Genomic DNA, 25,491 nt, shown 5'->3' with positions numbered 1-25,491 from the left:
GTCAGCGGGCCCGCGACCGCCGCCGTACGGCTGCTGAGCCTCGACCCGTTCCACGCCGCGGCCGTACTCGCCCGGCTGGCCCCGTGCGTGGACGAGGCAGCCGCCGCGGCGGCGTTCGCCGCCGAACGCGCCCTCGCCGAAGGCCCGGACGTGCTGCCCGCCGCTTCCGCGCCGCTGCTCGACCTCGGCGCGCAGGACCACGCCGCCTGGCCCGTACGCCTCTTCGCCTCCTGACCCGCCGCCCGACCCGCCCCCTGATCCGCAGCCTGCCCCCAAATCCGACCCGCCTCCTGATCCGCCGCCCGGTTCCGAACGCCGTCCGCACCAACGGAGTTGACCATGCATCTCGACCACCCCGAGACCTTCCCCGAGCGGTACGCGCACTCCTCGCCCGCCGTTCGCGCCGACGGCAGGCGGCGCGCCCTGCGGATCGGGCTCGGCGGCCCGGTCGGGTCGGGCAAGACCGCGACCGTCGCGGCGCTGTGCCGCAGACTGCGCGACGACCTGTCGATCGCCGTGGTCACCAACGACATCTACACGCGCGAGGACGCCGAATTCCTGCTGCGCAACGCGGTGTTGCCCGCCGAGCGGATCGCTGCCGTGGAGACCGGCGCGTGCCCGCACACCGCGATCCGGGACGACATCTCCGCGAATCTCGAAGCCGTCGAGGACCTGGAGGACGCGGTCGGTCCGCTCGACCTCATCCTCGTCGAGTCCGGCGGCGACAATCTGACCGCCACCTTCTCCAAGGGACTGGTGGACGCGCAGATCTTCGTCATCGACGTGGCGGGCGGCGACGACATCCCCCGCAAGGGCGGCCCCGGCGTCACCACCGCCGACCTCCTCGTGATCAACAAGACCGACCTCGCCCCCTACGTCGGCGCCGACCTCACCCGGATGTCCCGCGACGCCGCCGCCCAGCGCGGTGACCTGCCCGTCGTCCTCACCTCCGTCGCCGCCCCCGACGGCGTCGCCCCGGTCGCCGCCTGGGTGGGCGACCGCCTGGCCGCCTGGGCCGCCGTCCCCGCGACGACCGCGTGAACGACGTGGCGGTCCGTGACACCGCGCGCGGCGTCGTCGCCACGGCGCGGATCGTCGCCACGGCCGACGCGTACGGCGGTACGGCGCTGCCCGTGCTGGCCGGTGAAGGACCGCTGGCGCTGCGGCGCAGCCGGGTCGTCGGCGGCGCCGACGGCGAAGGGGCCGGGGTGATGGTGGTCGGCGCGATGAGCGCGCCGCTGGGCGGCGACCGCCTGCGGATCGAGGCGGAGGTGGGGGAGGGCGCGCGGCTCGCGGTGGGGTCCGCCGCGGCCACGGTGTCCCTGCCGGGGCGGGACGGCGGGCTGGCGACGTACGACGTGCGGCTGACCGTACGCGCCGGTGGCACGCTGCGCTGGCTGCCCGAGCCGGTGATCGCCGCCCACCGCAGCGACCTGCGGATGACCACGCGCGTGGACCTCGCCCCCGGCGCGCGCCTCCTGCTGCGGGACGAACAGATCCTCGGCCGCCACGCGGAGCCCCCCGGCCGCCTCAGCACCCGGCTGACCGCCCACCTCGACGGCCGCCCCCTGTTCGACCAGGAACTCTCCTTCGGCCCCGGCGCCCCCACCGGCTGGGACGGCCCCGCCGTCCTCGGCCGCTACCGGGCCGTCGGTCAACTCCTGCTGATCGAACCCGAATTCGCCGACCGCCCGGCCGTCGCCCGCACACTGCCCGCCGACCCCGCGGACGGCCGGGCGGCTGTCACCCCGCTCGCGGGCCCCGCCGCCCTGATCACCGCGGTGGCCAAGGACGGCCTGCGCCTGCGCCGTCTGCTGGACGCCGCTCTGGCAGCCGTCCGGGCCGAAAGGGCACCCACCACGTAGGAGCGCCCGGAGCGCCACGAGCCGAGGCCCCGGGGAAACGGCCGTCACCCGTGCGGCGGCAGCCACCTCGTGCCCAACTCGTCCGCGGAATCACACTTTGATGAAGAATCACCCGCCTGGCCTGTTCACAGACGACTCACAGGGGAAAGGATTCGCTCCGCAGCAACTGTGACCACCGTGGCCACAAGCCACGGACCAGGAGGGGAGTTTCCGCCTTGAGACGCACGATCGTGCTCGTCTCCACCGGCGCCCTGATCGCGGGCGCCATCGCAGCCGCCCCGGCGGCCACCGCACAGTCGCACGACCAGCCATCGAGACCGGCGCGGTCCGTCACCGTACCCGAGTCCGTCGGCGTGGTGATCGCCGCCGCGAACGCCGCCCGAAAGGGCATCGACTGGGCCGCCTGCCCGGCGAGTTGGAACATTCCGTCGCCGATCACCTGCGGTTATGTGACCGTGCCCGTCGACTACGGCAAACCGTTCGGCGCGACCGTCGAACTGGCCGTGGACCGGGCTGGCAGCACCGGCACCCCGGCCGAGCGGCAGGGCGCGCTGATCTACAACCCGGGCGGTCCCGGCGGCTCGGGACTGCGCTTCCCGGTCCGGGTCACCACCTCCTCCGCGCTGTGGGTCAAGACGGCGAAGGCGTACGACTTCGTGGGCTTCGACCCGCGCGGTGTCGGCCACTCCGCCCCGATCTCCTGCGAGGACCCGCAGGAGTACGTGAAGGCCCCCAAGGCCGACCCGGTGCCGGACAGCGAGGCCGACAAGCTCGCGCAGCGCAAGCTCGCCGCCGAGTACGCCGACGGCTGCCTGGAGCGCACCGGCGCGCGGATGCTCTCCCAGATGACCACGCGGAACACCGCCCGCGACCTGGACGTCATCCGCGCCGCGCTGCACGAGAAGAAGCTCAACTACCTGGGTGTCTCCTACGGCACCTACCTCGGCGCGGTCTACGCGACGCTCTTCCCCACGCACGTGCGCCGGATGATCGTGGACAGCGTCGTCAACCCGGCGCAGGACCAGATCTGGTACCGGAACAACCTGGACCAGGACGTGGCCTTCCAGGGCCGCTGGGACGACTGGGAGGCGTGGGTCGCCACGTACGACTCCGTCTACCACCTCGGCGACACGCCCGCGAAGGTCGAGCGCAAGTGGCTCGCGCTGCGCGCCGCCGCCAAGAGCCACCCGATCGGCGGCGTCGTCGGGCCGAACGAACTCCTCGGCTTCTTCCAGAACGCGCCCTACTACGACTCGACGTGGGCCACCGTCGCGGGCGTCTGGAGCCGCTACGAGGCGGGTGACACCCAGGCGTTGCTCGACGCGGCGGCGCCCGACCTGTCCGACACCGCGGGCAACATCTCGGCCGAGAACAGCAACGCCGTGTACACCGCGGTGGAGTGCACCGACGCCAAGTGGCCCACGAATTGGCGCACATGGGACCGGGACAACACCGCGCTGCACGCCAAGTACCCCTTCCTGACGTGGGAGAACGCCTGGCTGAACCTGCCGTGCGCCACCTGGGGCGTCAAGCAGCAGCGCCCGCTGGACGTCCGCTCGCACCACGGGCTGCCCGGCGTGCTGATCGTGCAGAGCACCAGGGACGCGGCGACCCCCTACACCGGGGCGCTCGAACTCCACCGCCGCCTGGCGGGCTCCCGCTTGATCACCGAGAAGGACGCGGGCTCGCACGGCGTCACCAACCTGGTGAACCCGTGCGTCAACTCCCGTGTCGAGACCTATCTGTTGACGGGCACGGTCGACGCCCACGACGTGGTGTGCGGACCGCACGCGACACCCGTACCCGCCGCGTCCTAGACGCGAGCACCCGCACGACCCGCACGACCCCGCACGGGCGGCCCACTCAGGTGGGCCGCCCGTCGCGCGTACGGCGAAGCGGCTACGGCCGCTTCGCGGCGGTCTCGGGGAAGGCGGCGGCGAAGGCGGCCCGGGTGGGGGAGTCCGCGCGCCGGTCCAGGACGGCGAAGACGGCCTGGTCGAAGGCGCCGACGAAGCGGCCGTCGCCGGTCAGCAGCCGGGCGAAGGCGGCGGCGACCCGCGCCGGGTCGTTCATGAAGACCCCGCAGCCCCAGGCGCCCAGCACCAGCCGCCGGTAGCCGTGTACGGCGGCCACTTCCAGGACCCGCTCGGCGCGCGCGTCGAGGGCCGCTCCGACGAGGGGCGTGCGCTCGGGCGTCGTGCGCGCGATGACCCCGGCGTTCGGCGCGGGCGAGGTGAGGAAGCCGACGGCGTACGGCACGTCGAGCAGCGTTCCCCGGTCGTCGCGGAAGACCGGCACGGCGGGGGAGTGGATGACGCGGTCGCTGTAGAAGACATCGGTGTCCGCCCGGTGGTGGGCGTAGAAGCCGGGCGCGCGCAGCAGGCACGGGTAGAGCGCGGAGGAGCGGCACAGCGCCTCCTCCTGCGCCTGCGCTCCCTTGACGTAACCGCCGCCGGGGTTGCGGGCGGAGGCGAAGTTGAGCACGGCCACCGGGCCGCCCGAGGTGTCGGCCGCGACCAGCCTGGCCGCCGCCTCCATGCTGCTCTCCGGCGTCACCTCGCAGCGCACGGGCCCGTCGCCCCACGCTCCCTCGCCGGGGACCGCGACCGGCCCGGGACCGTACATCCGGGTTCCGTCGGCCGCCGCCGCGATGGCCTCGCCGAGCGGGACGTACCGTCCGGCCGGGCAGTCGTACCCGCCCTCCGCCGCGATCCGCTGATTCTCCGTGGCGATGTTCCGCAGACGAGCACTCATGCCCAGGACGGTAGGGGGTGTACGGGCTCAGGCGCGAGTGAATTCGGGCGGTCGCGGGGGCCTTCGGGCCGGTCCTTACGGGCCGCGCCCACGCTTCGTACGGGCTTCGTACGCGCTTCGTCCGGCCTTCCGGCCGGCTTCTTGCGGGCGGCGGTAGACGCGATATAGCGTGAGTCGCGTTCCGTTCCCCTGGGAGGTAGTGCCGTGTCCGAGCTGTCCCCGAAGGCGCGTTCCGGCGAACCGAGGATGCGGGCGTCCGACGACGAGCGCGACCGTACGGCCGCGCTGCTGGCGGAGGCTTTCGCCGCGGGCCGGCTGACCGCCGAGGAGCACGCCGAGCGGATGGAGGCGGCCTACGCCGCCAGGACCCGCGGCGAACTGGCGCCGCTCACCGCGGACCTGCCCGCCCCCGCGCCCGGCGCCCCGCTCGCCTCGCCCGCCGGCAACGAGGCGGTGCGGGCGCTGTTCAGCAAGGTCCGCCGTTCCGGCCAGTGGCCGGTGCCGCCGCACACCGTCGTACGGGCCAGCTTCGGCGCCGTCGTGATCGACCTGCGGCAGGCGGTGTTCACCCGCCGCGAGGTGGTCATCCAGGCCGACTCCTTCTTCGGCAAGGTCGAGGTCATCGTCCCCGACCACGCGCAGGTCTACGACGTCGGCACGGCGCTGTTCGGCAAGCGCTCCCAGCACGGCCGCCGCAGCGACAAGAGCGGCGTGGACGGACCGGTCGTACGGATCACCGGACGCTCCGTCTTCGGCCACGTCCGGGTGATGCGCCGCTTCAAGTGGCCCTGGCGGGACGGCCGCTGACACCGCCCCGGCGACCGGACGTCACGCCCCGCGCCCGGCCAGCCAGCGGTCCTCCGCCGCGTAGTCGAACCAGTCGCCGTGCTCCGACAGCCGCGCGGGCAGCGGGAACACCTCGCGCCAGTCCGCCGTGTCCAGTTCCGCCGCCAGCCAGGCCACCGTCCCCGGCAGCGACTCCTCGTACGAGGTGACCGGGCGGTAGTCCAGCTCGCGCTCTGCCGCCGACATGTCCAGCACCATCGGGTACGGCATGCCCCACGGAGTGTCGCCCACCGTCGGCTCCGGCGGCGGCCCGTCCACCAGCACGGTCTCGCTGGTCACGCCGAGCGCCCGGTCCACCGCGGCGGAGATCTCCGCGACCGTCGGCACCCGCGGATCACCCGCGTTGAGCGCGCGGGAGCCCGGCTTCGCCGCCGCCAGCCGGACCAGCTCGGCGATGTTCGACGCGTGCACCGGATGGAACCGGCTCGTGCCCCCGTACGCCAGCACCCGCACCGGACGGCCGTCCAGCGCCCGCTTCACGAAGTGGATCTCACGCGGCAGCGGACTGTGCGGGCCGTGGACCGCCCCGGCGCGCAGCAGCGTCGAGGGCAGCCGGTCGCCCGCCTCCAGCAGCGTCCGCTCCAGCTCGACCTTGCGGGTGCCGTACGTCGAGGGGCCCGGCGCGACCGTCGCGCAGGTCTCCGGTATCGGCAGCGGAAAGCGCGGGGAGCCGTCCGGCTCGGCCTGCGTGTCGAAATTGCGGCCCGCCTCGTCCTCGTACACCGCCGCGGTGGAGATCACCACCGCGGATCCGATCCGGTCGGACAGCGACAGCAACTGCCGTGCGTCGGCGCCGTCGTAGGCCACGCAGTCCAGCAGGACGTCGCAGCCGGCGCCGAGCGCCGCGGTCAGCGCGGCGCTGTCCGAGCGGTCCACCCGGACCGTACGCACGCCCGGCGGCCACCCCTCGTCCGAGCCGCCGCCGCGCGAGGCGGCCGTCACCTCCCAGCCGTCCGCGGCCAGGGCGCGTACGGCCTGCCGCCCGATCTGTCCAGAAGCGCCGATCACGAACGCGGTTCCCGTCATGGTGGGGAGGCTATGCGGGCGGGCACCGTGCGGAACAGAGAGGTTCGCCCTGCGCGGATTCGCCCTCGGCGCAATCCCGGCAGCGTGTGACGGGGTTCCGGCGGGGCACGGCAGCGTGTGGGGTTCCGGCGGGGTGTTCCGGCGGGGCACGGCGCACAACCGGCAAGGCGTGCCGGGACTCCGGATCGATCAGGACGACTTGCGGCGCAGCCGCCCCCCGGTGCCGCTCTGCGCGAGCGCCGCGTGCTCGGCCTTCACCTCGCCCGCGTACCGGTCGACGTACTCCTGACCCGACATCGCCATGATCGCGTACATGATCTCGTCGGTCACCGACCGCACCACGTACCGCTGTTCCTCCATGCCGAAGAAGCGGCTGAAGTCCAGCGGCTCGCCGAAGCGGATGGTGACCCGGCCGATCCGCGGGATCTTCCGTCCCGGCGGCTGGAGTTCGAAGGTGCCGAGCACCGCGCAGGGGATCACGGGGGCCTGAGCGCGCAGCGCCATCAGCGCGACGCCGGTCCTGCCGCGGTACAGCCGCCCGTCGTGCGAGCGGGTGCCCTCCGGGTAGATGCCCAGCAGTTCGTCACGCTCCAGGACCTCGATCGCCGCGGTGACGGCCGCCTGTGACGCCTTGCCGCCCGACCGGTCGACCGGGATCTGTCCGACGCTGCGGAAGAACGCCGCCGTCAGCCGCCCCTTCAGGCCGGGACCGGTGAAGTACTCGGCCTTGGCCAGGAAGGTGATGCGGCGCGGCAGGATCGCGGGCATCACGAAGTGGTCGGTGAACGACAGGTGATTGCCCGCGACGATCGCCCGGCCGCTCTCGGGGATGTTCTCCATCCCCTCGATCCGGGGCCGGAACATCAGCCGCAACAGCGGCCCGAGGACCACGTACTTGAGCAGTCGGTAGAACACGGTGGCTGCCTCCCCTGACCCGTCCCGGTGCGCCCGGACAGCGGTGCCCCGATCCTCGGTGCCCCGGCAGAGTAGTGCCCACGTCCCCGCCGCGCGAGCCCGGAGCACGCCCGCGACCCGCGCCTTTGCCCGGCCCGGGGCCCGCTCAGCCCGCTCGCCAGCCCGCCCGCCTGCTCAGCGCGGCCCGCTTGCTCAGCCCGCCCGCACGCTCAGTGCGGCTCCCGGATCGCCGCCGCCCCCGCCGTGCACAGTCCCAGCACCGCCCAGCCGAACCACAGCCAGCCGTTCGACCCCAGTGCCACGGTGTAGGCGACCACCGCCACCAGAAACGCCACCGTGGTCAACGCCATCGCTTTCACGGAACCCGGCATGGCACGCCTCCCTTCCGCAGGCGCGTGCGCGCACCCGCCGACGAGGCGGAAGCCGTATCGCGGCCCTGCCTTCATGGTGACCCCACGGGCACCCCGCGCGCCACCACGCCGCACGGCCCGCCGCGCACCGGGCCGCTCACCGGGCCGCTCACCACTCCCCGTCGGTCACCCGGCCCGGATCGTCGCCCAGGTGCCTGATCTGCTCCGGCTTCGGCGCGGTCCACGGCTGCTCGTCGTCGCCCAGCCAGTCACCGACCGGTTCGACCCCGGCCAGCGGCTCGGCTGCGGCCAGATCCTCGCCCTCCGCGTCGTAGTAGTCGAACCACGGCAGCCCCGCCGCGTTGTACGCCGCCCGGTCCACCGGGGACGCGGGCGCCGGTTCGCCGGTGAGATCCCGCCACTGCGGGGCGGTCGCCAGATGGACGAAGACCCGGCCGGACGGCTTCTTCCGCCAGTCCTGCGCGGGCCGCTCGTCGCGGTACACCTCCTGGCGCATCCGGCCGCCCGCGCCGAGCCCCATCGCGGGCGCCGACCTGGCCGCCATCGGCGCGGGCGGCGGCACGGGACCCGCGCCAGGAGCCATCGCCGGGAGCGCCGGGCCGCCGTACCCCCCGGCCGCCTGCGCCGACACACCCCACGGCCCGTTCGTCGTCACCGTCCTGCGGCTCTGCTCGGCGCGCCAGCGCGCCAGCGGCTCCTCGCGCAACTCGAACACCTGGAGCTGCACCCCGCCCCAGACCTCCTCGCCGGAGACCTGCCCCTCCACGGTCGCGCCGAGCCCCAGGGGCACGGCGACGAACTGCCGGATCGTGCCGGGGCCCGAGTTGATGCCGTCCAGCCACGGCTGCCGGGGCAGCACCACGTAATTCTGCGGATCGCGCGACAGGCGGTCGCTCCACGGCCGGCCCGACACGGCGCACACCTTGCCGACACCGACCTGGAGGGCGGCGGGCGCGGCCGAGGAGAAGCTGAGCCACATCGCCTCGCGCTGGTAGACCGGCAGCAGCACCCCGCCGTGCGCGCGCCACCGCTCCGGAGTCCGCCCGGCGAAGTCGCCCACGCGGCGCAGCGGGAAGGAGCCCAGGCCGGGCGGCAGCGGGTGCGTGCCCTTCTCGGGCAGCCGCAGCGTCCGCATGAAGCGGACCGTGACCCCGCCGGGCAGTTCCAGCGCCGCCCCCGAGATCCGTACCTGTTCGCCCATCCCGGGCCCCCTCCGTCAGCCGCGACCGCGCGCCTCCAACGATGCCAAATACGCGTTGTACGCGACGAGTTCCGCGTCACCGTCGCGGTCCGCGGCCCGGTCGCCGCGCCGTGCCTGCCGCTGCTCGGAGGTGTACCACTGGAAGAGCAGGGCCACCAGCACGACGACCGACGGGATCTCGCTGAACGCCCAGGCGATACCGCCCGCAGCCGTCTGGTCGCCGAGCGCGTCGATGCCCAGCGACGCGGGCGGGTGCTCGAAGGTGGTCAGCATCGGCTCGCTGGCCATCATGACCGCGATGCCGAAGAAGGCGTGGAAGGGCATCCCCGCGAACAGCTCCAGCATCCGCATCACATAGCCGGGCCGGTGCGGCCCCGGGTCGACGCCCATGATCGGCCAGAAGAACAGCAGGCCCACCAGCAGGAAGTGCACCATCATCGCGATGTGCCCGGTCCTGGTCTGCATCAGGCTGTCGAAGATCGGCGAGAAGTACAGCCCGTACAGGCTCGCGATGAACAGCGGGAGCGTGAAGGCCGGGTGCGTGATGATCCGCAGATACCGGCTGTGCAGCAGCTTCACCAGCAGCTCGCGCGGTCCGGTGCGGCCGCGCTCGGCGGCGGGCAGCGCTCGCAGCGTCAGCGTCACCGGCGCGCCCAGCAGGATCAGGATCGGCGAGAGCATGCTCAGCACCATGTGCTGCACCATGTGCACGCTGAACATGACCATGCCGTAGTCGTTGAGCCCGGTGCACATCACCAGAGCGACCGTCAGCACCCCTGTGACGAACGCCACGGTACGGCCGGGCGACCACGAGTCGCCGCGCCGCCGCAGCCGCAGCACGCCCCAGCCGTAGAGGACCAGCGCCACCAGGCAGCCGATGAGGAAGAACGGATCGCCGCCGCTGAACGACAGCCCCCGGCCGAGGGTGAACGGCGGCAAGTCCATGTGCATGCCGTGTCCGCCGTGGTCCATCCGTCACTCTCCTGTCGCGCCGGGCCGTGTGCTGCCGGTCCGGCCCGTGCTCCGATTCGACCCTTGTGCCCGCTCCAGAGTAGAACCGCCCCCGGACGCCGATTCGGCCGGGGGCGGGGAGCGCCGACACACGTGGTCGGAGCACGTCATGAGGCGTCAGGACACGTACGTCACAGCACGCACTCGGCCTCGACGTACCGCTCGGCGGGCACCGTCTTCAGGTGCTCGACGGCCTCCCCGAGCGGGACCAGCGTGATGTCGGTGCCGCGCAGCGCCGTCATCATGCCGAACCGGCCCTTGTGGACGGCCTCCACGGCGTGCCAGCCGAAGCGGGTGGCGAGGACGCGGTCGTACGCGGTGGGCGTGCCGCCGCGCTGGACGTGCCCGAGGATGACCGGCCTGGCCTCCTTGCCCAGCCGCTCCTCCAGCTCGACCGAGAGCTGGTTGGCGACGCCGCTGAACCGCTCGTGGCCGTAGATGTCGGTCGCGCCCGACGTGAAGTCCATCGTGCCCTCGCGCGGCTTGGCGCCCTCGGAGACCACCACGATCGCGAACTTCTTGCCCGCCTCGAAGCGCTGGCCGACGACCCGCGCCAGCTCCGACACGTCGAACGGCCGCTCCGGCACCAGGATCGCGTGCGCGCCCGCCGCCATCCCGGAGTGCAGCGCGATCCACCCGGTGTGCCGCCCCATGACCTCCACGATCAGCACCCGCTGGTGCGACTCGGCGGTGGTCTTGAGCCGGTCCAGGGCCTCGGTGGCCACCATCACGGCGGTGTCGAAGCCGAAGGTCACGTCCGTGGACGCGATGTCGTTGTCGATGGTCTTGGGCACACCGACGATGGGCAGGCCCGCGTCCGACAGCAGCCGGGCCGCTTTGAGGGTGCCCTCACCGCCGATCGGGATGATCGCGTCCAGGCCCAGGTCGGCCACGTGGCCCCTGGCCTGCTCGACCCCGCCGCGCAGGTGGGCGGGCTGGACCCGCGAGGAGCCGAGGATCGTGCCGCCGCGCGCGAGGATGCCGCTCACGGCATCGAGGTCCAGCTTGCGGTAGTCGCACTCGAGCAGGCCCTTCCACCCGTCGTGGAAGCCGATGACCTCGTCACTGTGGTCCACCACGGCGCGGTGCACCACGGACCGGATGACGGCGTTCAGCCCGGGGCAGTCGCCACCGCTGGTCAGCACACCAATACGCATTGCTCTCGTTACTCCCGCAACTCGACCGGACGGCCGGACCCCGTCGTCCGGATGGATCGCGGCCAGCTTACCGAGAGCGGCTGTCACGCCTCCACGGCGACCGAACTGCGGACACCTGACGATTACTCGAACTCCGGGGAACGCCTGCGCAGCGTGACGGACCCGCGTCGGACCCCCGGCGATACACGACGCCCGCGCCCTCCTGGGAGGACACGGGCGCGGTACGGGTCAGGCGGGCCGGACCGGTGTCACGCGGGCTGTACTGCCGCCGCGATCCGCTCGGCCCGCAGCGCCTCGAACCACTGGTCGTCGACCGGCGGCAGCGCGTTGACGTCGAGCGCGAGCTTGATCAGCAGATCGGCGATCTGTGGATTGCGGGCCATCACCGGACCGTGCATGTACGTGCCGAAGACCGTGTCGTTGAAGGCGCCCTCGGTGCCGTCCCCGGTGCCGTTGCCCTTGCCCATCCGCAGCCGGGCCAGCGGCCTGGCCTGCGGGCCGACATGGGTGACGCCCTGGTGGTTCTCGAAGCCGGTCAGCGGCGGCAGATTGAGGTGCGGGTCGATGTCGGCCAGGACGTCACCGACGCACCGCTCGCCCTCGCCGCGCACGCTCACCACGTCGAGCAGGCCGAGGCCCGGCTCGGGGCGGCCGAGGTCGTTGACGAACTCGTGGCCGAGGATCTGGTAGCCCGCGCAGACCGAGAAGACGATCGCGCCGTTGGCGACCGCGCGGTTCAGCCCGCCGTCGCGGCGCAGCCGCTCCGCGGCCAGCCGCTGCGGGCGGTCCTCGCCGCCGCCGATCAGATAGATGTCCCCGGACGTCGGCACCGGCTGGTCGGAGCGGACGTCGACCCGAGTGACCGGCACCCGGCGCTGCTGGGCGCGGCGCTCCACCACCAGCGCGTTGCCCTGGTCGCCGTAGGTGCTCAGCAGGTCGGGGTAGACCCACACCAGGCGGAGGCTGGACTCACTCATGCGTGCTTCTCCTTGTCCGTCGTCAGCAACGTGACGCGATGCGACGCGGTATGGCGCGACGTGGTCGCGGTCATGCGGCGTCCACGCGACGTGGTCGCGGTCAGTTGCCGACCCGGCGGCGCAGGTCCTGGAAGGCGGTGTAGTTGGCGATGGCCTCGATCCGGCCGGGCGGCGCGGAGCGCACCGCCTCGTCGAGGCTGGCGCAGACCCGGAACTGGAGCCCGGCGACTTCGAGGCGGACCGCGAGGTCCAGCTTGCGGTCGCCGATCACCATGATCGGGTGTCCGGCCAGCCGGGTGTAGTCCACGTCCCACAGCCAGGAGGTGTCGGTGCCGTCGGCGCCGCGCGCGTTGACCGACAGGATCACCGGCGTGGGCGGGCCGTCGATCAGCGAGAACGTCTCCAGCCAGCCGGCCGGGTTCTTCGCCAGCAGCAGCCGCAGCTCGCGCTGCTGGAAGCTCACCACGTCGTAGCGGCCCGCGACCGCCTGCACCGCGTACATCCGCTCCAGCGCGACCTTGGGGTCGATGCCGAAGGCGGCGGCGGCGGCGGCCGAGACCGCCGCGTTCGACTTGTTGGCGCGGCCCGGGAGCTGGAGGTGGATCGGCCAGGCGGAGCCGTGCGGGTCGATCACGTGGTCGCCGGACAGCGCCCAGGTCGGGGTGGGGCGGCGGAAGCCGCACTCGGCGCAGAACCAGTCCTCCGACGGGCGTTGCAGGACGCCGCCGCAGGACGGGCACGACCAGGCGTCGTCCTTCCACTCCTGGCCCGCCGCGACCCACACCACGGTCGGGCTGGAGGAGGCGGCCCAGGTGATGAGCGGGTCGTCGGCGTTGGCGATGATGATCGCCTCGACCCCGGCCAGTCCCTCGCGCCACTTCTCGGCCAGCATGCGGGTCTCGGCCGCGCGGTCGAGCTGGTCGCGGGAGAGGTTGAGCAGCGCGATGGCCTTGGGGGCGACGTCGCGGGCGACGCCCGCGAGGTACTTCTCGTCGACCTCGATCACGCCGAAACGCGCCTCGGAGCCGCCCGCAAGCGCGGAGGTGATCCCCGCGGGCATGTTCGCGCCGAGCGCGTTGGAGACGACGGGGCCGCCCGCGCGCAGCGCCTCGGCCAGCAGCCGGGTGGTGGTGGTCTTGCCGTTGGTCGCCGACACCAGGATCACGTCGAGGTGCCGGGCGAGCCTGGCCAGCAGGTCGGGGTCGAATCTCAGCGCCACCTTGCCGCCGATCACCGAGCCGCTGCCACGGCCTGCCGCACGCGACACGCCCGCCGCCACCTTGCCCGCCGTCACGGCCAGTTTCGCCCGCGGCGACAGCGGCTCCGAGTTGCCTGCCATCGTCTCTCTTCCTCCTCGACTGCGACCGGCCCCGCTGCCCTGTGGCGGCTGGTTGTACGCCTCCGAGCGCCACTTGGGCGGCCGACAAGGTTCGGTCCCGGCTCAGCCTATCGACTCCGGGCCCCCGGACCGCACCGCGCCGCCCCGGTCGGGCCGTGCGCCGAACTCCACGCGCGCCGGGGGCATCCGCGCCACCGGCGCTGTCTGTGGGGACGGGTGCGGCCCGCCCGCGGTTCCTGACCCGTCGACCGCGTCACAGCCCCGGGCTGCCCGCCCGGTCGCCGGCCGCCGCGAGGCGGCCCCACAGCAGGTCGGCCAGGTGCCTGACCAGCAGGTCGCGGGAGAACGGCCGCTCGCCGAGCCACCAGTCGCCCGCCGCGTACATCATGCCGACGATGCCGTGTCCCCAGGCACGGGCGAGCTGCTCCGAGTCGGGGCCGAGGTCGAGGCGTTCTGCGATCACCTCGGCCAGGTCCTCGCCCATGCGGCGCAGCAGCGGTACGGAGTGCCGTCCGGCGTCCAGGCCCTTGTCGCCGTCGGCGGGCGCCTCGGCCGGGTGCATCAGGAAGCGGTAGACCTGCGGGTGGGCCTCGATGGCGGACAGATACGCGTGCAAGGTGGCCTCGACGCGGTCCCTGCGGTCGCCGGGGGAGTCCAGCGCGGCCCGCAGGGTGGCCAGCAGCGCGTCGGTGTGCCGCTTGGCCAGCGCCCGGTACAGGCCGCTCTTGTCGCCGAAGTGCCGGTAGAGGATCGGCTTGGTGATGCCCGCCTCGGCGGCGATGGCGTTCATGGACGCCTCGGGCCCGTCCCGCAGGACGACGCGGTCGGCCGCTTCGAGCAGCTCCGCCCGGCGCCGCTCCGTGGCCGTCCGCTGGTCCTGCCGCTGGCCGGTGTCCACCCGCGCCTCCCCGATTGTTCGATTGCTGGTGGTCAGCGCAACGTAACACCCCGCCAGCCGCCCGCCGCGCGCGGCGGGAATGAGTTGACATGGTCTACCAGTCGGTAACAGACTGCTGTTACCGCTAGTAACCGGCACGTGGAGGGGAAGATGGGCGACTTCACGCTCGAACTCAATGACGACCAGCAGTCCGTGCGCGACTGGATCCACGGCTTCGCCGCCGACGTGATGCGCCCGGCCGCCGCCGAATGGGACGAGCGCGAGGAGACCCCGTGGCCCATCATCCAGGAGGCCGCCAAGATCGGACTGTACTCGCTGGACTTCTACGCCCAGCAGTTCTTCGACCCCACGGGCCTGGGCATCCCGCTCACCATGGAAGAGCTGTTCTGGGGTGACGCCGGCATCGCCCTGTCCATCGTCGGCACCGGACTCGCCGCCGTCGGCGTCCTCGCCAACGGCACCGAGGAGCAGATCGGCACCTGGGTCCCGCAGATGTACGGCGACGCCGACGACGTCAAGCTCGCCGCCTTCTGCTCCTCCGAGCCCGACGCGGGCTCCGACGTCTCCGCGATGCGCACCCGCGCCGTATGCGACGAGGCCACCGGCGAGTGGGTGCTCAACGGCACCAAGACCTGGGCCACCAACGGCGGCATAGCCAACGTCCACGTCGTGGTCGCCGTGGTCGACCCGGAGTTGGGCACCAAGGGCCACGCCTCCTTCATCGTGCCGCCCGGCACTCCCGGCCTCTCCCAGGGCCAGAAGTTCAAGAAGCACGGCATCCGCGCCTCGCACACCGCCGAGGTCGTCCTGGAGGACGTACGGATTCCCGGCGACTGCCTGCTCGGCGGCAAGGAGAAGCTGGACGAGCGGCTGGCACGGGCCCGCGAGCGCGCCAAGAGCGGCGACAGCGGTGAGCGCGTGAAGAACGCGGCGATGGCCACCTTCGAGGCATCCCGTCCCGCGGTCGGCGCCATGGCCGTCGGCACGGCGCGCGCCGCGTACGAATACGCCCTCGAATACGCCACCGGCCGCGAGCAGTTCGGCCGCCCGATCATCGACAACCAGGGTGTCGCCTTCCAGCTCGCCGACATGCGCACCCAGATCGACGCCGCCCGCCTCCTGGTCTGGCGCGCCTCCTGGATGGCGACGGCGGGCAAGCCCTTCACCTCCGCCGAGGGCTCGATGTCTAAGCTCTTCGCCAGCGAGACCGCCAAGAAGGTCACCGCCCAGGCCATCCAGATCCTCGGCGGCAACGGCTACACCCGCGAGTACCCGGTGGAGCGGATGCACCGCGACAGCGCCATCTACACGATCTTCGAGGGCACCAGCGAGATCCAGCGGCTGGTCATCGCCCGCACCCTGTCCGGGATGCCGCTGCGCTGAGGCGGCGCGACGCCGCAGGACTCAGGGGCGGACGCCGGGGGTGTCCGCCCCTGACGCATGTCCCGGCGGCCACCGCGCTCGACCTGACCAAGGTCAAGGCCCTCCAGCGGCACTACGTCGCCGCGCTCGGCTCGGCGGACGGCGCCGTCGGGCCGCTGACCTGGCTGTACGCCTACGAGGTCGCGTACGGCCTGCGCGCGAGACGCCCGGCGCCGCCCGGTGCGGCCCCGCGTGCCTAGTCTCCGTCGTTGCGGTAACCGCGCAGCAGGAACCAGGCGAGGAACACCACGCCGACCACCGAGACGACGATGACGCTGCGCATCACCGGACCGGGGCCGGGCGAATTCGACATCGCGAACGTCGTGACGTCGTGGAACGCGCCGAGATCCATGTGGGTATGCATGGGGGTACTCCTTATGGTCCGGCTGCCCAGGGTAGACCCGCGCCCGGCGCCGTCCGCGCTCCGGGTCGGCCCGCGCGCCGACCCAAAGCGCCCGCCCAGGTCAGTGGCCCGAATGCGGGCAAAGCGGCACCAGTGTGTCCGGGCGCTCACCGCACGCGCATGTCGTCTGGTTCAATGGGACACATGGCCAGCACTACTGACTCCGGGACAGGTCGCGACGACCTCGAACCCTTCTGGCCGTCCCGGCAGGAGCACCACTTCGACCGCTGGTGTTGCCGCGCGACCCCCGCGCGGACCCGCGTCCTGAGCTGACCCCGCCGCACCGGCCTCCGAGCCGCTGCCCGCAGCCACCGGTCCCCGCGCAATACGGCGTCCTGACGACCCCATCGCGCGAAAGAGCCGAATCATGTCGAATCTGCCGAACGTCCACTCCCTTCCCACCCTGCCCGCCCGGCCGGGCGGCGCGCCCTCCTCCGGCGGCGCTCCGGCCGCCAACCGGCAGCGACTGCGCGCCGTACGCCCCGACGAGGTGCCGCCCGCACCGGACTTCCTGCCGCCCGGCGCCACCTGGCTGCCCGCGCCGGGGCATGTGCTGCCCGCCGTCCCCGGCGGGGCCCCGATGGTCGGCTACCTGGTGCTCGTCCCGGCCGAGCAGGTCCCGGCCGCCGTCCCCGCCCCGGCCCCCGACTTCCGCACCGGCCGGGCGGAGACCTCCGACCCGCTGTCCCAGGTGCCGATCAGCATCGACGACGAGCGTCGCACCGCCGCGGTCGACGGCCGCCAACTCGACCTGACCTACCTGGAGTTCGAGCTGCTCGCGCACCTCGTCGCGCACCCGCACCGGGTGCACTCGCGCGACCAACTCGTGACCACGGTCTGGGGATACGGACATGTCGGCGACGGCCGCACGGTCGACGTCCACGTCGCCCGGCTGCGTCGCAAGCTCGGCGCGGAGCACCGCGCCAGCATCGTGACGGTGCGCCGGGTCGGCTACAAGTACGCCCCCGCCGCGCCGGTATCGACCTCGAACGCCGGCGCGCCCGCGCCCTCGACCGTCGCGGCTACGGCACGACAGTGACCGGCCACCGTCCGGCTTTCACGAGCCGGACGGCGACCGAGCCGACGAACCGGTGCCCGGCGCGCTCCGAGGCGCCCACCACGACCGCGTCCGCGGTGAGCTGTTCCGCGGCCGTGGTCAGGCCGTTGTAGGGGTCGCCGCGGAAGGTGTGGAACTCCCACCGCACGGTGAACGTCCCCTGCAACCGCTCGACGGAGTCGCGGATCTCCGCCATGAGCTGCTCGGCGATCCCGGTGTCGACCTCCGACACCGGGACTCCGAGGGCGGCGCCGGTCGGCATGTACGGCTGCACGTAGACCAGGGTGAGCAGCGCGTGCTGCCGGCGCGCGAGCCCCGCCGCGTACGCGGCGGCCCGCCAGGACGTGTCGGAGCCGTCCAGTCCGGCGAGGATGACCTTCGGTCCGTCCGTGCCGCGCTCGAAGTGCGCCGGCAGCTTCTGCTCTTCCACGCGCGCCAGGCTATCGGCCTCCGGCCTGCGGTTTCATCCCCCGGCACACAGCGTTCTCACTCCAATGGGCGCATTGCCACGACATGTGCACCTTTGCGGGGCACGCTGTGCGAGAGGAGTGAAACAGGCGGCGGTACCGCGCCGGAGCCGCGCACCCCACGGGTGTGGTCGGCGTACCCGCGACGGCTCGCCGCCCACGCCGCTACCGGGGAGGTTTGTGATGCCGAGCGTGTCCACGAACGTGTTCGTGTCGAGGCCGACCACGGAGGTCTTCGACTTCCTCGCCGACGCCCGCAATCTCGCCCTGTGGAGCTCGGGGGTGGCCTTCGTCGACTCGGCGCCCGTCCCGCCGGGCGTGGACGCGGAGTACCGCTACCGCTATCCCGGACGGCGCAGACCGCACCGGCTGGTGTGCGCCGCCTTCGAACCGGGCCGCCGGATAGTCTTCCGCGGCCAGCGCATGTGGTGCCCGCTGGGCACCCAGGTGCCCGTGTACGGCTTCGAGCTCGCCGCGCACGCCGACGGCACGCTGGTGCGGCTGTCGGTCACCAGCTCGCTGCGCGCGGCCCTCGTACTGCTCGCCCCGGTCGTGGCCATGGCCTGGCGCCGTGACCTGCCCGCGGACGCCCGGAAATTCTGCGATCTGCTCGGCGGCTCCCGCGCACCGGCCGCCCCGCTGCACGCTCCCGTGTCCGCTCCCGCGGTCGCCTCGGCCCCCGAGGGCCCGGTGCGGTCCCCGTCCGCGCCGAGTGGCTTTGACTTCGCTCATTGAGTGTTAAACTAATAATGTGAAGACGTTCGCACACGTTCTTCACCCTTTGCTGCCCCGGCCTGGTCCCCCCGTCCCGGCCGGGGCTCCTTCATGTCCGGCTCCGCCTGCCCCGGGTCCGACTGTCGGACCCCCGTCGTACGGTGCGGACATGAACGACGCACATGAGCCGCGGATTCGCATCGAGCCCTGGTCGGCGGACGACCTGTGGCTGCTCCGCAGGACGAACGCACCCGAGATGACCGAGCACCTCGGCGGACCGGAGACCGAGGAGCAACTGCTCTCCCGGCACCAGCGCTACCAGGACATCGTGCGGACCGGCGGCCGGATGTACCGCGTCGTGCTCGTCCCGGACGGCGAGGTCGCCGGTTCCATCGGCTACTGGGAACAGACGTGGCGGGGCGGGAAGGTCTACGAGACCGGCTGGGCGATCCTCCCGGAGTTCCAGGGCCGGGGCCTGGCGGCGACCGCCGCCCGCGCGGTGACCGAGGCGGCCAGGGCCGCGGGCGCTCACCGCCGCCTGCACGCCTTCCCCAAGGTCGGCCACCCGGCGTCGAACGCCGTCTGCCGCAAGGCCGGCTTCACACTGCTGGGCGAGGTCGACTTCGAGTACCCCAAGGGCCACCCGATCAGGTGCCACGACTGGGTGATCGACCTGACGCCGGACATCCCCGAGGCCGCCCCGGCCGGGGCTCCCACGGCGACCGGCTGACGGTCACGGACCGGTCGCGGGCCCGTTTCGGGGCGTCAGGAACCAACGGCCCGCAGTTGAGGCACGATCTGCTGCCGTACGTAACCGCGCACGTCCTGGCCGCGCAGGCCGCCCCGAATCACCGTCACCGCGTGCGCGGCGGCAGCCTTTCGCAGACGGCGGCGGGTCAGCGGGCCCACACCGCCGCCGATCACCAGCGCCGTCACGCCGCCCGCGCCGATCAGCGAGACGGCGTCGCGCGCGCCGGTGACGCCACGCGCGTCGAAACCCTCCTCGCGAAGGACCGTGGTCGCGGAGCTGACAATGCTCTCCATACGGCCGATTACCACAACGGTCATGCTTAGCTGCTGCCCATCCCCACCCCGCACACACCCGGCTGGCGCTCATCCGCCACCACCGCACCGAGGAGACCCCGTGCGCACACTGACCCCGACCACCCTGGTCACCGCCGCAGCCCTCGCCACCACCCTCGCGGTTGGCGGCACCGGCGCCGGTCCCGGTCCCGGCTCGGGCACGGCGCAGCCCCGGCCCGTGGCGAACCTCCCGCAGATCATGCAGGACACCGGCGGCGGCACCCAGCTCATCACCGCGAGCGCCCCCACCCTCGGCTCCACCAGCGGCACCCTCACCTGGTGGGAGAAGCAGAGCGGCGGCTGGAAGGCCGTAGGCACCGTCGCCGCCCGCTTCGGCGCCCACGGCCTGGCCGACGGCGCGACCCGCACCCAGAACACCAGCACCACGCCCACCGGCCTCTACGGGCTGCCGCTCGCCTTCGGCAACGCCGCCGCGCCCGCGGGCACCACCCTGCCGTACAGCGCGGTGACCCCGACCGCCTGGTGGTGCGAGGACACCCAGTCCACCTCCTACAACCACTGGGTCGACCCGCTGCCGAAGGACTGCCGGGGCACCGAGTCCGAGCGCCTGGCCGACTACCCCGGGCAGTACGCGCACGCGGTCCTGATCGACTTCAACTACGCCAAGCCGGTCAAGGGCCGTGGCGCCGGGATCTTCCTGCACGTCAACGGCAGCGGCGCGACGGCCGGTTGCGTCTCCGTACCCGCCGACGCGATGAGCCGGATCCTCGCGTGGCTGCGGCCCGCGGCGCAGCCGCACATCGCCATCGGCACCGTCGACGGCGGCACGGCATTGACCGGTTACTGACCCCCTGGCGCGCTGTTGGGTGACGCTACCGCCCCGTACCGTAGGGCACAGGCGCAACACCAGTGACGCGAAGGGGAATTGCCGTGTCGTTCGCAGAGGACCGGTCGCAGGCCGTGGAAGACGTCGTCCACGCGTGGACGCACGGCACCGACTGCCTGTTACGCGAGGCCGACGGCGGCTCGGGGGAGACGGTCGGGACGGAGACGGGGCCCAGGATGCTCTCGCACGCGGAAGCCGTCCAGATCGTCCACGCCCAGTTCGTCCTGATCGCCCTCGGAGCCGACCTCGGCCGCCTCCAGACGACCGCGAGGACCTGCTACCGCACCGCGGTCGACATGCGGCTCGAACGGCCGGAGGATGCCCGCGCCTACGCCAGGGCCGCCGACCTGTGCGAGCGCGCCGCCCGACTGGTGGTCGACGCGGGAGCCGCGGGTGACGACCGGGCCAGGCGCCGCCTGCTCGCCGTCGCCGAGCACGACACCGCCGTGGCGACCGGAGCCGTGGACCCCGAGGTCGCCGACCGCGCCCGCCGCGTTCTGGAGTCCGCGCTCAGCGAGGCCGAGACCAGGGCCGCCCGCGACACCGTGCCCCAGCAGCGCGGACCGCGCTATCCCGGCCCGACCTACGACGAGACCACCGGACGGCACCGCGTCGGCGTCGGAGCGACCGGCGAGCCCGCCTACTGGCAGCTCAACACCCCCGGCACCGGCATGGAGAGCGGTCTGATCTGCGGCGCGCCCGGCAGCGGGAAGAGCAACTTCCTGCTGCTGGTGCTCTACGAGGCCGCGTGCCGCGAGGAGTTCACGCTGTGGCTGGCCGACCCCGGCGGCCGGCACGACACCCCGGCGCCGATCGCCGAGGCCGCCGCCCGTACCGCCGCCACCCGCGAACAGACCGTGGACCTGCTGCGCGACGCGGTGGCGGTGATCGCCGACCGCGCCCGCCACCACGGCCCGGTCCCCGACCCCACCGACACCTGGCAGGGCATCGTCCTCGCCGTCGAGGACTGCCGACTCGTCTTCGCCGACGACCTGGAGGCCACGCGGCTCGCCGAGCGCGTCGTCGCCGTCGGCGGCCGGTTCGGCGTGGCGCTGGTCGTGACCGCGCCCGACGCCGACCTCGCGTCCTTCGGCGGCAGCCTCGCGCTGCGCGCCGGGCTCGCCAGGACCAACTGCTTCCCGCTCGGCCCCGGCGGCCGGCAGATGCTCACCGCGCTCGGCCGTGCGGTCTGACGGACAACCGCCTCCGGACAACCGTCAGTTGCCGGCCGCCCTCGGACGGCTCTCGCCCGCCGACCGCCGGATCTGACACTCCTGTGACCCGCGCCTGGCCCTTTCTGGAAGGTCGGGCGGTGCATCTGTGGTTCCTGACCGAGACCTGAAACCGGGGATCTTGTGACGGACCGGCGGACCGAAGAACCTGGTAGTCAGGATCCGGTGCGGTGTCGGCGAAAGCCCCCGGCGCGGTCCTTTCTCTCAGAATCTCTAGGAATCTCTAGGAATCTCTCCGAAATCTTTCCGAATCTCTCGGAACGACCATCATGACCGTCCCCTGACGTCCGGGTGCGGACCCTGAATCGCGTTGTCGGGCTCTGTGGTGTGGGAGGTGTGGACGATGGCAGGTGCGATGTCGTCGAACGCGGTGGCGGCCGGGACCGTCGCCGGAAATACGGTGGTACCGCCCGGTGAACGGGTGGGCGAACCGGCCCCGTTGAGCAGACTGATGTCACTGCATCAGGCGCATCCGGTGGACGGCCGGTCGCTGCGGACGGTGTGCGGGATGTTCGTCACCGGCGTGACGGTGATCACCAGCGGCGAGGACGGCAACGCCGAGGGCACCACGGTGAACTCGTTCACCTCGGTCTCCCTCGATCCGCCGCTGGTGCTGTTCTGCCTGCACAACGAGTCCCGACTGCGGTCCGTGGTCCAGGAGTCGGGGAAATTCGTCGTCAACTTCCTCCAGGGGCAGCAGGAGAGCGTGGCCCGCGCCTTCGCGGGCAAGGGCACCGCGGAGATCCACGACGTGGCCAACCACCCGTCGGTGACGGGCGTTCCGGTGCTGAGCGAGGCGTTGGCGTTCCTGTCCTGCCAACTGGTCGAGGAGTTCGACGGCGGCGACCACACGATCTTCCTCGGCCGCGTGGTCGAGCTGGGCGTGCCCCGGCAGCACCAGGAGCCGCTGGTCTTCTTCCGCGGCTGGCTCGGCGCGCTGGAGGAGGAGCTGCGCGGCGTGCACCCCATCATCGACGGCTGACCGCCCCAGCTCCGACGTTTCTGCGAATTCCCGAATTTCGACCGGTGGAGGATGTGGTGGGCGTGGATTCCGGCAAGGTCGTCCGACTGGAGGACGTCGTACCGATCACCTACGGCGGAGGCGAGGAGACCCGCTTCCTGCTGCGCGGCTCGGACACCAGCGGCCGTTCCTCGTTCTACGAGGTGCGGATGCCCGCGGGGGAGGGCTCGGTGTGGCATGTGCACCACGACACCGACGAGTCCTTCTACGTCCTCGAGGGTGAATTCGAGGTCAAGGTCGGCGACGAGATCCACAAGGCGCCCGCCGGGACGATGGTGCACGGCCCGCGCGGCGTGTGGCACTCCTTCTTCAACGTGGGTGAGACCACGGGGCTCATGCTCTGCACGATGACGCCCGGCGGCATCGAGCTGTTCTTCGAGGAGCTGAGCGAGGTGCTGATCCGCCCTGAGCGGCCCGACTGGGACACGATCAAGGCGGTCGGCGAGCGGCACGGCATCACCGCCGCCCGCCCGCAGGGCGGCCCCCACGGCGGCCCCCGAGTCTAGGGCGTGTCCCCGCGGCGGGCCGCCTGCTGCGGGTGGGCGTTCTCCTGCTCGGGGTACTGATCCGGTGCGGGGTCCGGATCCTGCTCGGGCACCGCGTCCGGCGCGAGCCGCGGCGCGCCCGTCGGCTCACCGCTCTCGTCGAGCCGGACCCGGGAGAGCTTGTCGGGGTTGGTGACCAGGTAGATGTCGGTGATCTGGTCGTTGCTCGGGTTGAGGTCCATGACCATGACCGCGTACGGCGAGTCGCCGGAGAAGACGACGGCGGACGGGTCGCCGTTGACCTGCTGGTAGCGGATGTCCAGCGACTCGGGCAGCCGGCCGGTGGCGTAGCCGTTGAGGAAGCGGGCGACCTTGTCGCGGCCGTTGACCGGCCGGAGCGCGGAGCGGACCTTGCCGCCGCCGTCGGTCCACATCGTCACGTCCGGCGCGAGCAGGCTCATCAGCTCGGCGATGTCACCGCCGAGCGCGGCGGCCACGAAGCGCTCGGTGACCTGCTGCTGGAGGTGCGGATCGGCCTGGTAGCGGGGCCGCCTGGCCTGCACGTGCTCGCGGGCCCGGTGGGCGAGCTGCCGGATCGCGGACGGGCTGCGGCCCAGGATCTCGGCGATCTCCGTATGCGCGTAACCGAACACCTCGTGCAGGACGAAGACCGCCCGCTCCAGCGGCGTCAGCGTCTCCAGCACCACGAGCAGCGCCATGGACACCGACTCGGTGCGCAGGGCGGACTCCGCGGCGTCCACGGCCCGCGCGCCCTGCGGGCTGTCGAGGGCCTCGGGCGTACGGGTCAGCAGCGGCTCGGGCAGCCAGGGCCCGATGTACGTCTCGCGGCGGCGGCTGATCGTGGCCTGCCGGGCGAGCGCCTGGTTGACCGCGATCCGCACCAGGTACGCGCGCGGGTTGTCGATCTCCTCGGCGTCCGGCTGGCGGACCCGGCGGGCCCAGGCCAGCCAGGTCTCCTGGAGGACGTCCTCGGTGTCGGAGACACTGCCGAGCAGGTTGTAGACCACCGAGAACAGAAGTTCCCGATGGCCGACGAACACCTCGGTCGCGCGGTCACCAGCAGCCGAGGGGAGCTGAGCCGGAGTGTCGGACACGATGTGAGCCTCCCGTGATGCGTTTCTCCTATGAGGTACCGCGGACCCGAAAGCGTGACACTCCCGCCGCGAAATGTGACGCGCGTCTCTTTCACCTGCGATATTCCGGCACGCCCCACCGATCTCCATGAGTGCTGGAATGATCACACGGTGCCACGATGTCACATTGACCGTGGCCCGAAGCTCTTTGTCCGCGGGGCCGGACACGGTCTGGCGGTGGCCCGGACGCCGGGCCCTGAGGGGAGCCTCCGGACCGTCGAGGCTCCGAGCGGTCACCCCGATCCCCGGGGGGCCGATATCGACATTCGCACGAAGAAAGTGGTGGGCCGTCGTGGCCGAGTCGAAAGACCCGAACGTGGACATCGATTTCACCGTCATGTATGCGACGCACAAGGCGTTCCGACGCGACCTGCGGCGGCTGGCGACCGCGGTGGCCGCCGGTCAGGCGACGGCGCCGCAGGTGCGCGCGGGGTGGGACAACTTCGATCACCAGCTCCACAACCACCACTCGGTCGAGGACCGGGCGCTGTGGCCGCAGGTGGAGGCCAAGATCGCCGACCGTCCCGACGATCAGCGGCTGATGAAGGAGATGGAAGAGGAGCACGCCGAGCTGGGCCCGCGCATCGAGGCGGTGGACACCGCGATCAAGGGCGGCGGGGGCGACCTGGCCGCGCTGATCGAGGACCTTTACCAGGTGATGGACGGCCACTTCACGCACGAGGAGGAGGCCGCGCTGCCGCTGATCCAGGACGTGCTGTCGCCCGCCGAATGGCGGACCTTCGGACTCGCCAACGCCAAGAACCTCGGCATCAGCGGCGTCAGTGTCTACATCCCCTGGGTCATCGACGACGCGACGCCGGACGACCAGAAGCGGTTCCTCGGGTCCTTCCCGCCGCCGCTGCGGGTCGTCAACAAGCTGATCTGGCAGCGCGGTTACGCGAAGAAGGAGCTGTTCAAGGTCTGACCGGACCCGGGCACCGACGACCGGGCGCCTGAACGGCCGGAATCGACGGACACCGCGCCACCGGGCGCGGTGTCCGCGCTCGGGCACTGTGGAAAGGCGTGGCCATGGACAGCACGGCGATCGTGGAGCGGGCCCGACCGGCCCCGCCCGCCCGCCGCACCGGGCGGGTGCCCGGCGCGGCCGAGCTGCTGCGGAGGGTGCCGTGACCGGCGCTGTGGTGGTGACAGGTCTGGGCATCGTCTCGCCCGCGGGACTGGGCGCCCGCGACTACTGGGCGCAGGCGTGCGGGAGCAGGCACGGCGCCGGACGGCACGGCGAGGC

General features: G+C 72.6%; 28 protein-coding genes and 1 pseudogene. 15 read left to right on the top strand and 14 right to left on the bottom strand.

Features of this window, described 5'->3' with window-relative positions; genetic code table 11:
• From BGM09_RS17175 to BGM09_RS17160, 4 genes and pseudogenes are all read left to right on the top strand, one after another.
• Positions 1 to 234, top strand: a pseudogene (locus BGM09_RS17175) (urease accessory protein UreF); the annotation flags it as partial.
• Between the two features lie 105 nt (positions 235 to 339).
• Positions 340 to 1,041 carry an urease accessory protein UreG gene (ureG, locus tag BGM09_RS17170; protein ID WP_188282479.1) on the top strand — a complete coding sequence of 234 codons (702 nt, stop codon included), beginning with the start codon at positions 340 to 342 and terminating at the stop codon, positions 1,039 to 1,041.
• A gap of 5 nt (positions 1,042 to 1,046) precedes the next feature.
• A complete protein-coding gene (locus BGM09_RS17165; RefSeq protein ID WP_317452741.1) occupies positions 1,047 to 1,865 on the top strand; it encodes an urease accessory protein UreD in 819 nt (272 codons plus the stop codon).
• 215 nt (positions 1,866 to 2,080) lie between these two features.
• Positions 2,081 to 3,682, top strand: a complete 1,602-nt coding sequence (locus tag BGM09_RS17160) for an alpha/beta hydrolase (protein WP_188282477.1) — start codon at positions 2,081 to 2,083, stop codon at positions 3,680 to 3,682.
• Positions 3,683 to 3,764: 82 nt separating this feature from the next.
• Here BGM09_RS17160 and BGM09_RS17155 read toward each other — a convergent pair whose 3' ends face one another.
• Complete coding sequence (locus BGM09_RS17155; protein WP_188282476.1) at positions 3,765 to 4,619, bottom strand: TIGR02452 family protein; 855 nt, start codon at positions 4,617 to 4,619, stop codon at positions 3,765 to 3,767.
• A 204-nt stretch (positions 4,620 to 4,823) separates the two neighbouring features.
• Here BGM09_RS17155 and BGM09_RS17150 point away from each other — a divergent pair, with 204 nt between their 5' ends.
• Positions 4,824 to 5,426 (top strand): DUF1707 domain-containing protein, encoded by a 603-nt coding sequence (locus BGM09_RS17150; RefSeq protein ID WP_317452740.1) that lies wholly within the window; start codon positions 4,824 to 4,826, stop codon positions 5,424 to 5,426.
• Positions 5,427 to 5,447: 21 nt separating this feature from the next.
• Here BGM09_RS17150 and BGM09_RS17145 read toward each other — a convergent pair whose 3' ends face one another.
• The 9 genes from BGM09_RS17145 to BGM09_RS17105 all read right to left on the bottom strand — a co-directional run bounded on the left by BGM09_RS17145 (position 5,448) and on the right by BGM09_RS17105 (position 14,360).
• On the bottom strand, positions 5,448 to 6,491 hold the full coding sequence (locus BGM09_RS17145; RefSeq protein WP_188282475.1) for an NAD-dependent epimerase/dehydratase family protein: 1,044 nt from the start codon (positions 6,489 to 6,491) through the stop codon (positions 5,448 to 5,450).
• Positions 6,492 to 6,680: 189 nt separating this feature from the next.
• Entirely contained in the window at positions 6,681 to 7,406 is a 726-nt protein-coding gene (locus BGM09_RS17140; protein WP_188282474.1) for a lysophospholipid acyltransferase family protein, read from the bottom strand.
• A gap of 209 nt (positions 7,407 to 7,615) precedes the next feature.
• Entirely contained in the window at positions 7,616 to 7,777 is a 162-nt protein-coding gene (locus BGM09_RS17135) for a hypothetical protein (RefSeq protein ID WP_188282473.1), read from the bottom strand.
• A gap of 148 nt (positions 7,778 to 7,925) precedes the next feature.
• Positions 7,926 to 8,978: a hypothetical protein gene (locus tag BGM09_RS17130; protein WP_188282472.1), complete on the bottom strand. Its 1,053-nt coding sequence runs from the start codon at positions 8,976 to 8,978 to the stop codon at positions 7,926 to 7,928.
• 15 nt (positions 8,979 to 8,993) lie between these two features.
• Complete coding sequence (locus BGM09_RS17125; RefSeq protein ID WP_188282471.1) at positions 8,994 to 9,950, bottom strand: cytochrome c oxidase assembly protein; 957 nt, start codon at positions 9,948 to 9,950, stop codon at positions 8,994 to 8,996.
• 170 nt (positions 9,951 to 10,120) lie between these two features.
• Entirely contained in the window at positions 10,121 to 11,146 is a 1,026-nt protein-coding gene (locus tag BGM09_RS17120; protein ID WP_188282470.1) for a 6-phosphofructokinase, read from the bottom strand.
• 248 nt (positions 11,147 to 11,394) lie between these two features.
• On the bottom strand, positions 11,395 to 12,123 hold the full coding sequence (locus tag BGM09_RS17115; protein WP_188282469.1) for a type 1 glutamine amidotransferase: 729 nt from the start codon (positions 12,121 to 12,123) through the stop codon (positions 11,395 to 11,397).
• A 100-nt stretch (positions 12,124 to 12,223) separates the two neighbouring features.
• Positions 12,224 to 13,462, bottom strand: a complete 1,239-nt coding sequence (locus BGM09_RS17110) for a MurT ligase domain-containing protein (protein WP_188282468.1) — start codon at positions 13,460 to 13,462, stop codon at positions 12,224 to 12,226.
• Between the two features lie 253 nt (positions 13,463 to 13,715).
• The gene (locus tag BGM09_RS17105) at positions 13,716 to 14,360 is read right to left on the bottom strand and encodes a TetR family transcriptional regulator (protein WP_188282467.1); all 645 of its coding nucleotides are present in this window, start codon (positions 14,358 to 14,360) and stop codon (positions 13,716 to 13,718) included.
• 150 nt (positions 14,361 to 14,510) lie between these two features.
• On the opposite strand from BGM09_RS17105, the gene BGM09_RS17100 reads away from it, so the two are divergent.
• Positions 14,511 to 15,743 carry an acyl-CoA dehydrogenase family protein gene (locus BGM09_RS17100; protein ID WP_188282466.1) on the top strand — a complete coding sequence of 411 codons (1,233 nt, stop codon included), beginning with the start codon at positions 14,511 to 14,513 and terminating at the stop codon, positions 15,741 to 15,743.
• Positions 15,744 to 15,978: 235 nt separating this feature from the next.
• On the opposite strand, the gene BGM09_RS17095 is transcribed toward BGM09_RS17100, so the two are convergent.
• Positions 15,979 to 16,146: a hypothetical protein gene (locus BGM09_RS17095; RefSeq protein ID WP_188282483.1), complete on the bottom strand. Its 168-nt coding sequence runs from the start codon at positions 16,144 to 16,146 to the stop codon at positions 15,979 to 15,981.
• 183 nt (positions 16,147 to 16,329) lie between these two features.
• Here BGM09_RS17095 and BGM09_RS38510 point away from each other — a divergent pair, with 183 nt between their 5' ends.
• Positions 16,330 to 16,458 carry a hypothetical protein gene (locus BGM09_RS38510; protein ID WP_262928374.1) on the top strand — a complete coding sequence of 43 codons (129 nt, stop codon included), beginning with the start codon at positions 16,330 to 16,332 and terminating at the stop codon, positions 16,456 to 16,458.
• Between the two features lie 94 nt (positions 16,459 to 16,552).
• Positions 16,553 to 17,224: a winged helix-turn-helix domain-containing protein gene (locus BGM09_RS17090; RefSeq protein ID WP_188282465.1), complete on the top strand. Its 672-nt coding sequence runs from the start codon at positions 16,553 to 16,555 to the stop codon at positions 17,222 to 17,224.
• Here the strand turns inward: BGM09_RS17090 and BGM09_RS17085 are convergent.
• Positions 17,208 to 17,672, bottom strand: a complete 465-nt coding sequence (locus BGM09_RS17085; RefSeq protein ID WP_188282464.1) for a universal stress protein — start codon at positions 17,670 to 17,672, stop codon at positions 17,208 to 17,210. The two genes, BGM09_RS17090 and BGM09_RS17085, sit on opposite strands and share 17 nt — an antisense overlap.
• 229 nt (positions 17,673 to 17,901) lie before the next feature.
• Between BGM09_RS17085 and BGM09_RS17080 the strand changes: the two genes are divergently transcribed.
• The gene (locus BGM09_RS17080) at positions 17,902 to 18,444 is read left to right on the top strand and encodes an SRPBCC family protein (RefSeq protein ID WP_188282463.1); all 543 of its coding nucleotides are present in this window, start codon (positions 17,902 to 17,904) and stop codon (positions 18,442 to 18,444) included.
• A 148-nt stretch (positions 18,445 to 18,592) separates the two neighbouring features.
• Positions 18,593 to 19,153 carry a GNAT family N-acetyltransferase gene (locus tag BGM09_RS17075; protein ID WP_188282462.1) on the top strand — a complete coding sequence of 187 codons (561 nt, stop codon included), beginning with the start codon at positions 18,593 to 18,595 and terminating at the stop codon, positions 19,151 to 19,153.
• 35 nt (positions 19,154 to 19,188) lie between these two features.
• Here BGM09_RS17075 and BGM09_RS17070 read toward each other — a convergent pair whose 3' ends face one another.
• Positions 19,189 to 19,491 carry a hypothetical protein gene (locus BGM09_RS17070; RefSeq protein ID WP_188282461.1) on the bottom strand — a complete coding sequence of 101 codons (303 nt, stop codon included), beginning with the start codon at positions 19,489 to 19,491 and terminating at the stop codon, positions 19,189 to 19,191.
• Between the two features lie 100 nt (positions 19,492 to 19,591).
• On the opposite strand from BGM09_RS17070, the gene BGM09_RS17065 reads away from it, so the two are divergent.
• The 4 genes from BGM09_RS17065 to BGM09_RS17050 all read left to right on the top strand — a co-directional run bounded on the left by BGM09_RS17065 (position 19,592) and on the right by BGM09_RS17050 (position 23,112).
• On the top strand, positions 19,592 to 20,314 hold the full coding sequence (locus tag BGM09_RS17065) for a L,D-transpeptidase family protein (RefSeq protein WP_188282481.1): 723 nt from the start codon (positions 19,592 to 19,594) through the stop codon (positions 20,312 to 20,314).
• 83 nt (positions 20,315 to 20,397) lie between these two features.
• Positions 20,398 to 21,546 carry a hypothetical protein gene (locus BGM09_RS17060; RefSeq protein ID WP_188282460.1) on the top strand — a complete coding sequence of 383 codons (1,149 nt, stop codon included), beginning with the start codon at positions 20,398 to 20,400 and terminating at the stop codon, positions 21,544 to 21,546.
• A gap of 490 nt (positions 21,547 to 22,036) precedes the next feature.
• Positions 22,037 to 22,567, top strand: coding sequence for a flavin reductase family protein (locus tag BGM09_RS17055; protein WP_188282459.1), 531 nt, complete (start codon positions 22,037 to 22,039; stop codon positions 22,565 to 22,567).
• 62 nt (positions 22,568 to 22,629) lie between these two features.
• On the top strand, positions 22,630 to 23,112 hold the full coding sequence (locus tag BGM09_RS17050; RefSeq protein WP_317452738.1) for a cupin domain-containing protein: 483 nt from the start codon (positions 22,630 to 22,632) through the stop codon (positions 23,110 to 23,112).
• On the opposite strand, the gene sigJ is transcribed toward BGM09_RS17050, so the two are convergent.
• Positions 23,109 to 24,206, bottom strand: coding sequence for an RNA polymerase sigma factor SigJ (gene sigJ, locus BGM09_RS17045; RefSeq protein WP_317452737.1), 1,098 nt, complete (start codon positions 24,204 to 24,206; stop codon positions 23,109 to 23,111). The genes BGM09_RS17050 and sigJ overlap by 4 nt on opposite strands.
• Positions 24,207 to 24,537: 331 nt before the next feature.
• Here sigJ and BGM09_RS17040 point away from each other — a divergent pair, with 331 nt between their 5' ends.
• The gene (locus BGM09_RS17040; protein ID WP_317452736.1) at positions 24,538 to 25,170 is read left to right on the top strand and encodes a hemerythrin domain-containing protein; all 633 of its coding nucleotides are present in this window, start codon (positions 24,538 to 24,540) and stop codon (positions 25,168 to 25,170) included.
• The last annotated feature ends 321 nt before the right edge of the window (positions 25,171 to 25,491 follow it).

Source organism: Streptomyces sp. CBMA29 (genome assembly GCF_014596445.1).
In the GTDB taxonomy this organism is placed as follows: domain Bacteria; phylum Actinomycetota; class Actinomycetes; order Streptomycetales; family Streptomycetaceae; genus Actinacidiphila.
The sequence above is the reverse complement of the archived record's forward strand: the minus strand, read 5'-3'. Positions and strand labels throughout refer to the sequence as shown.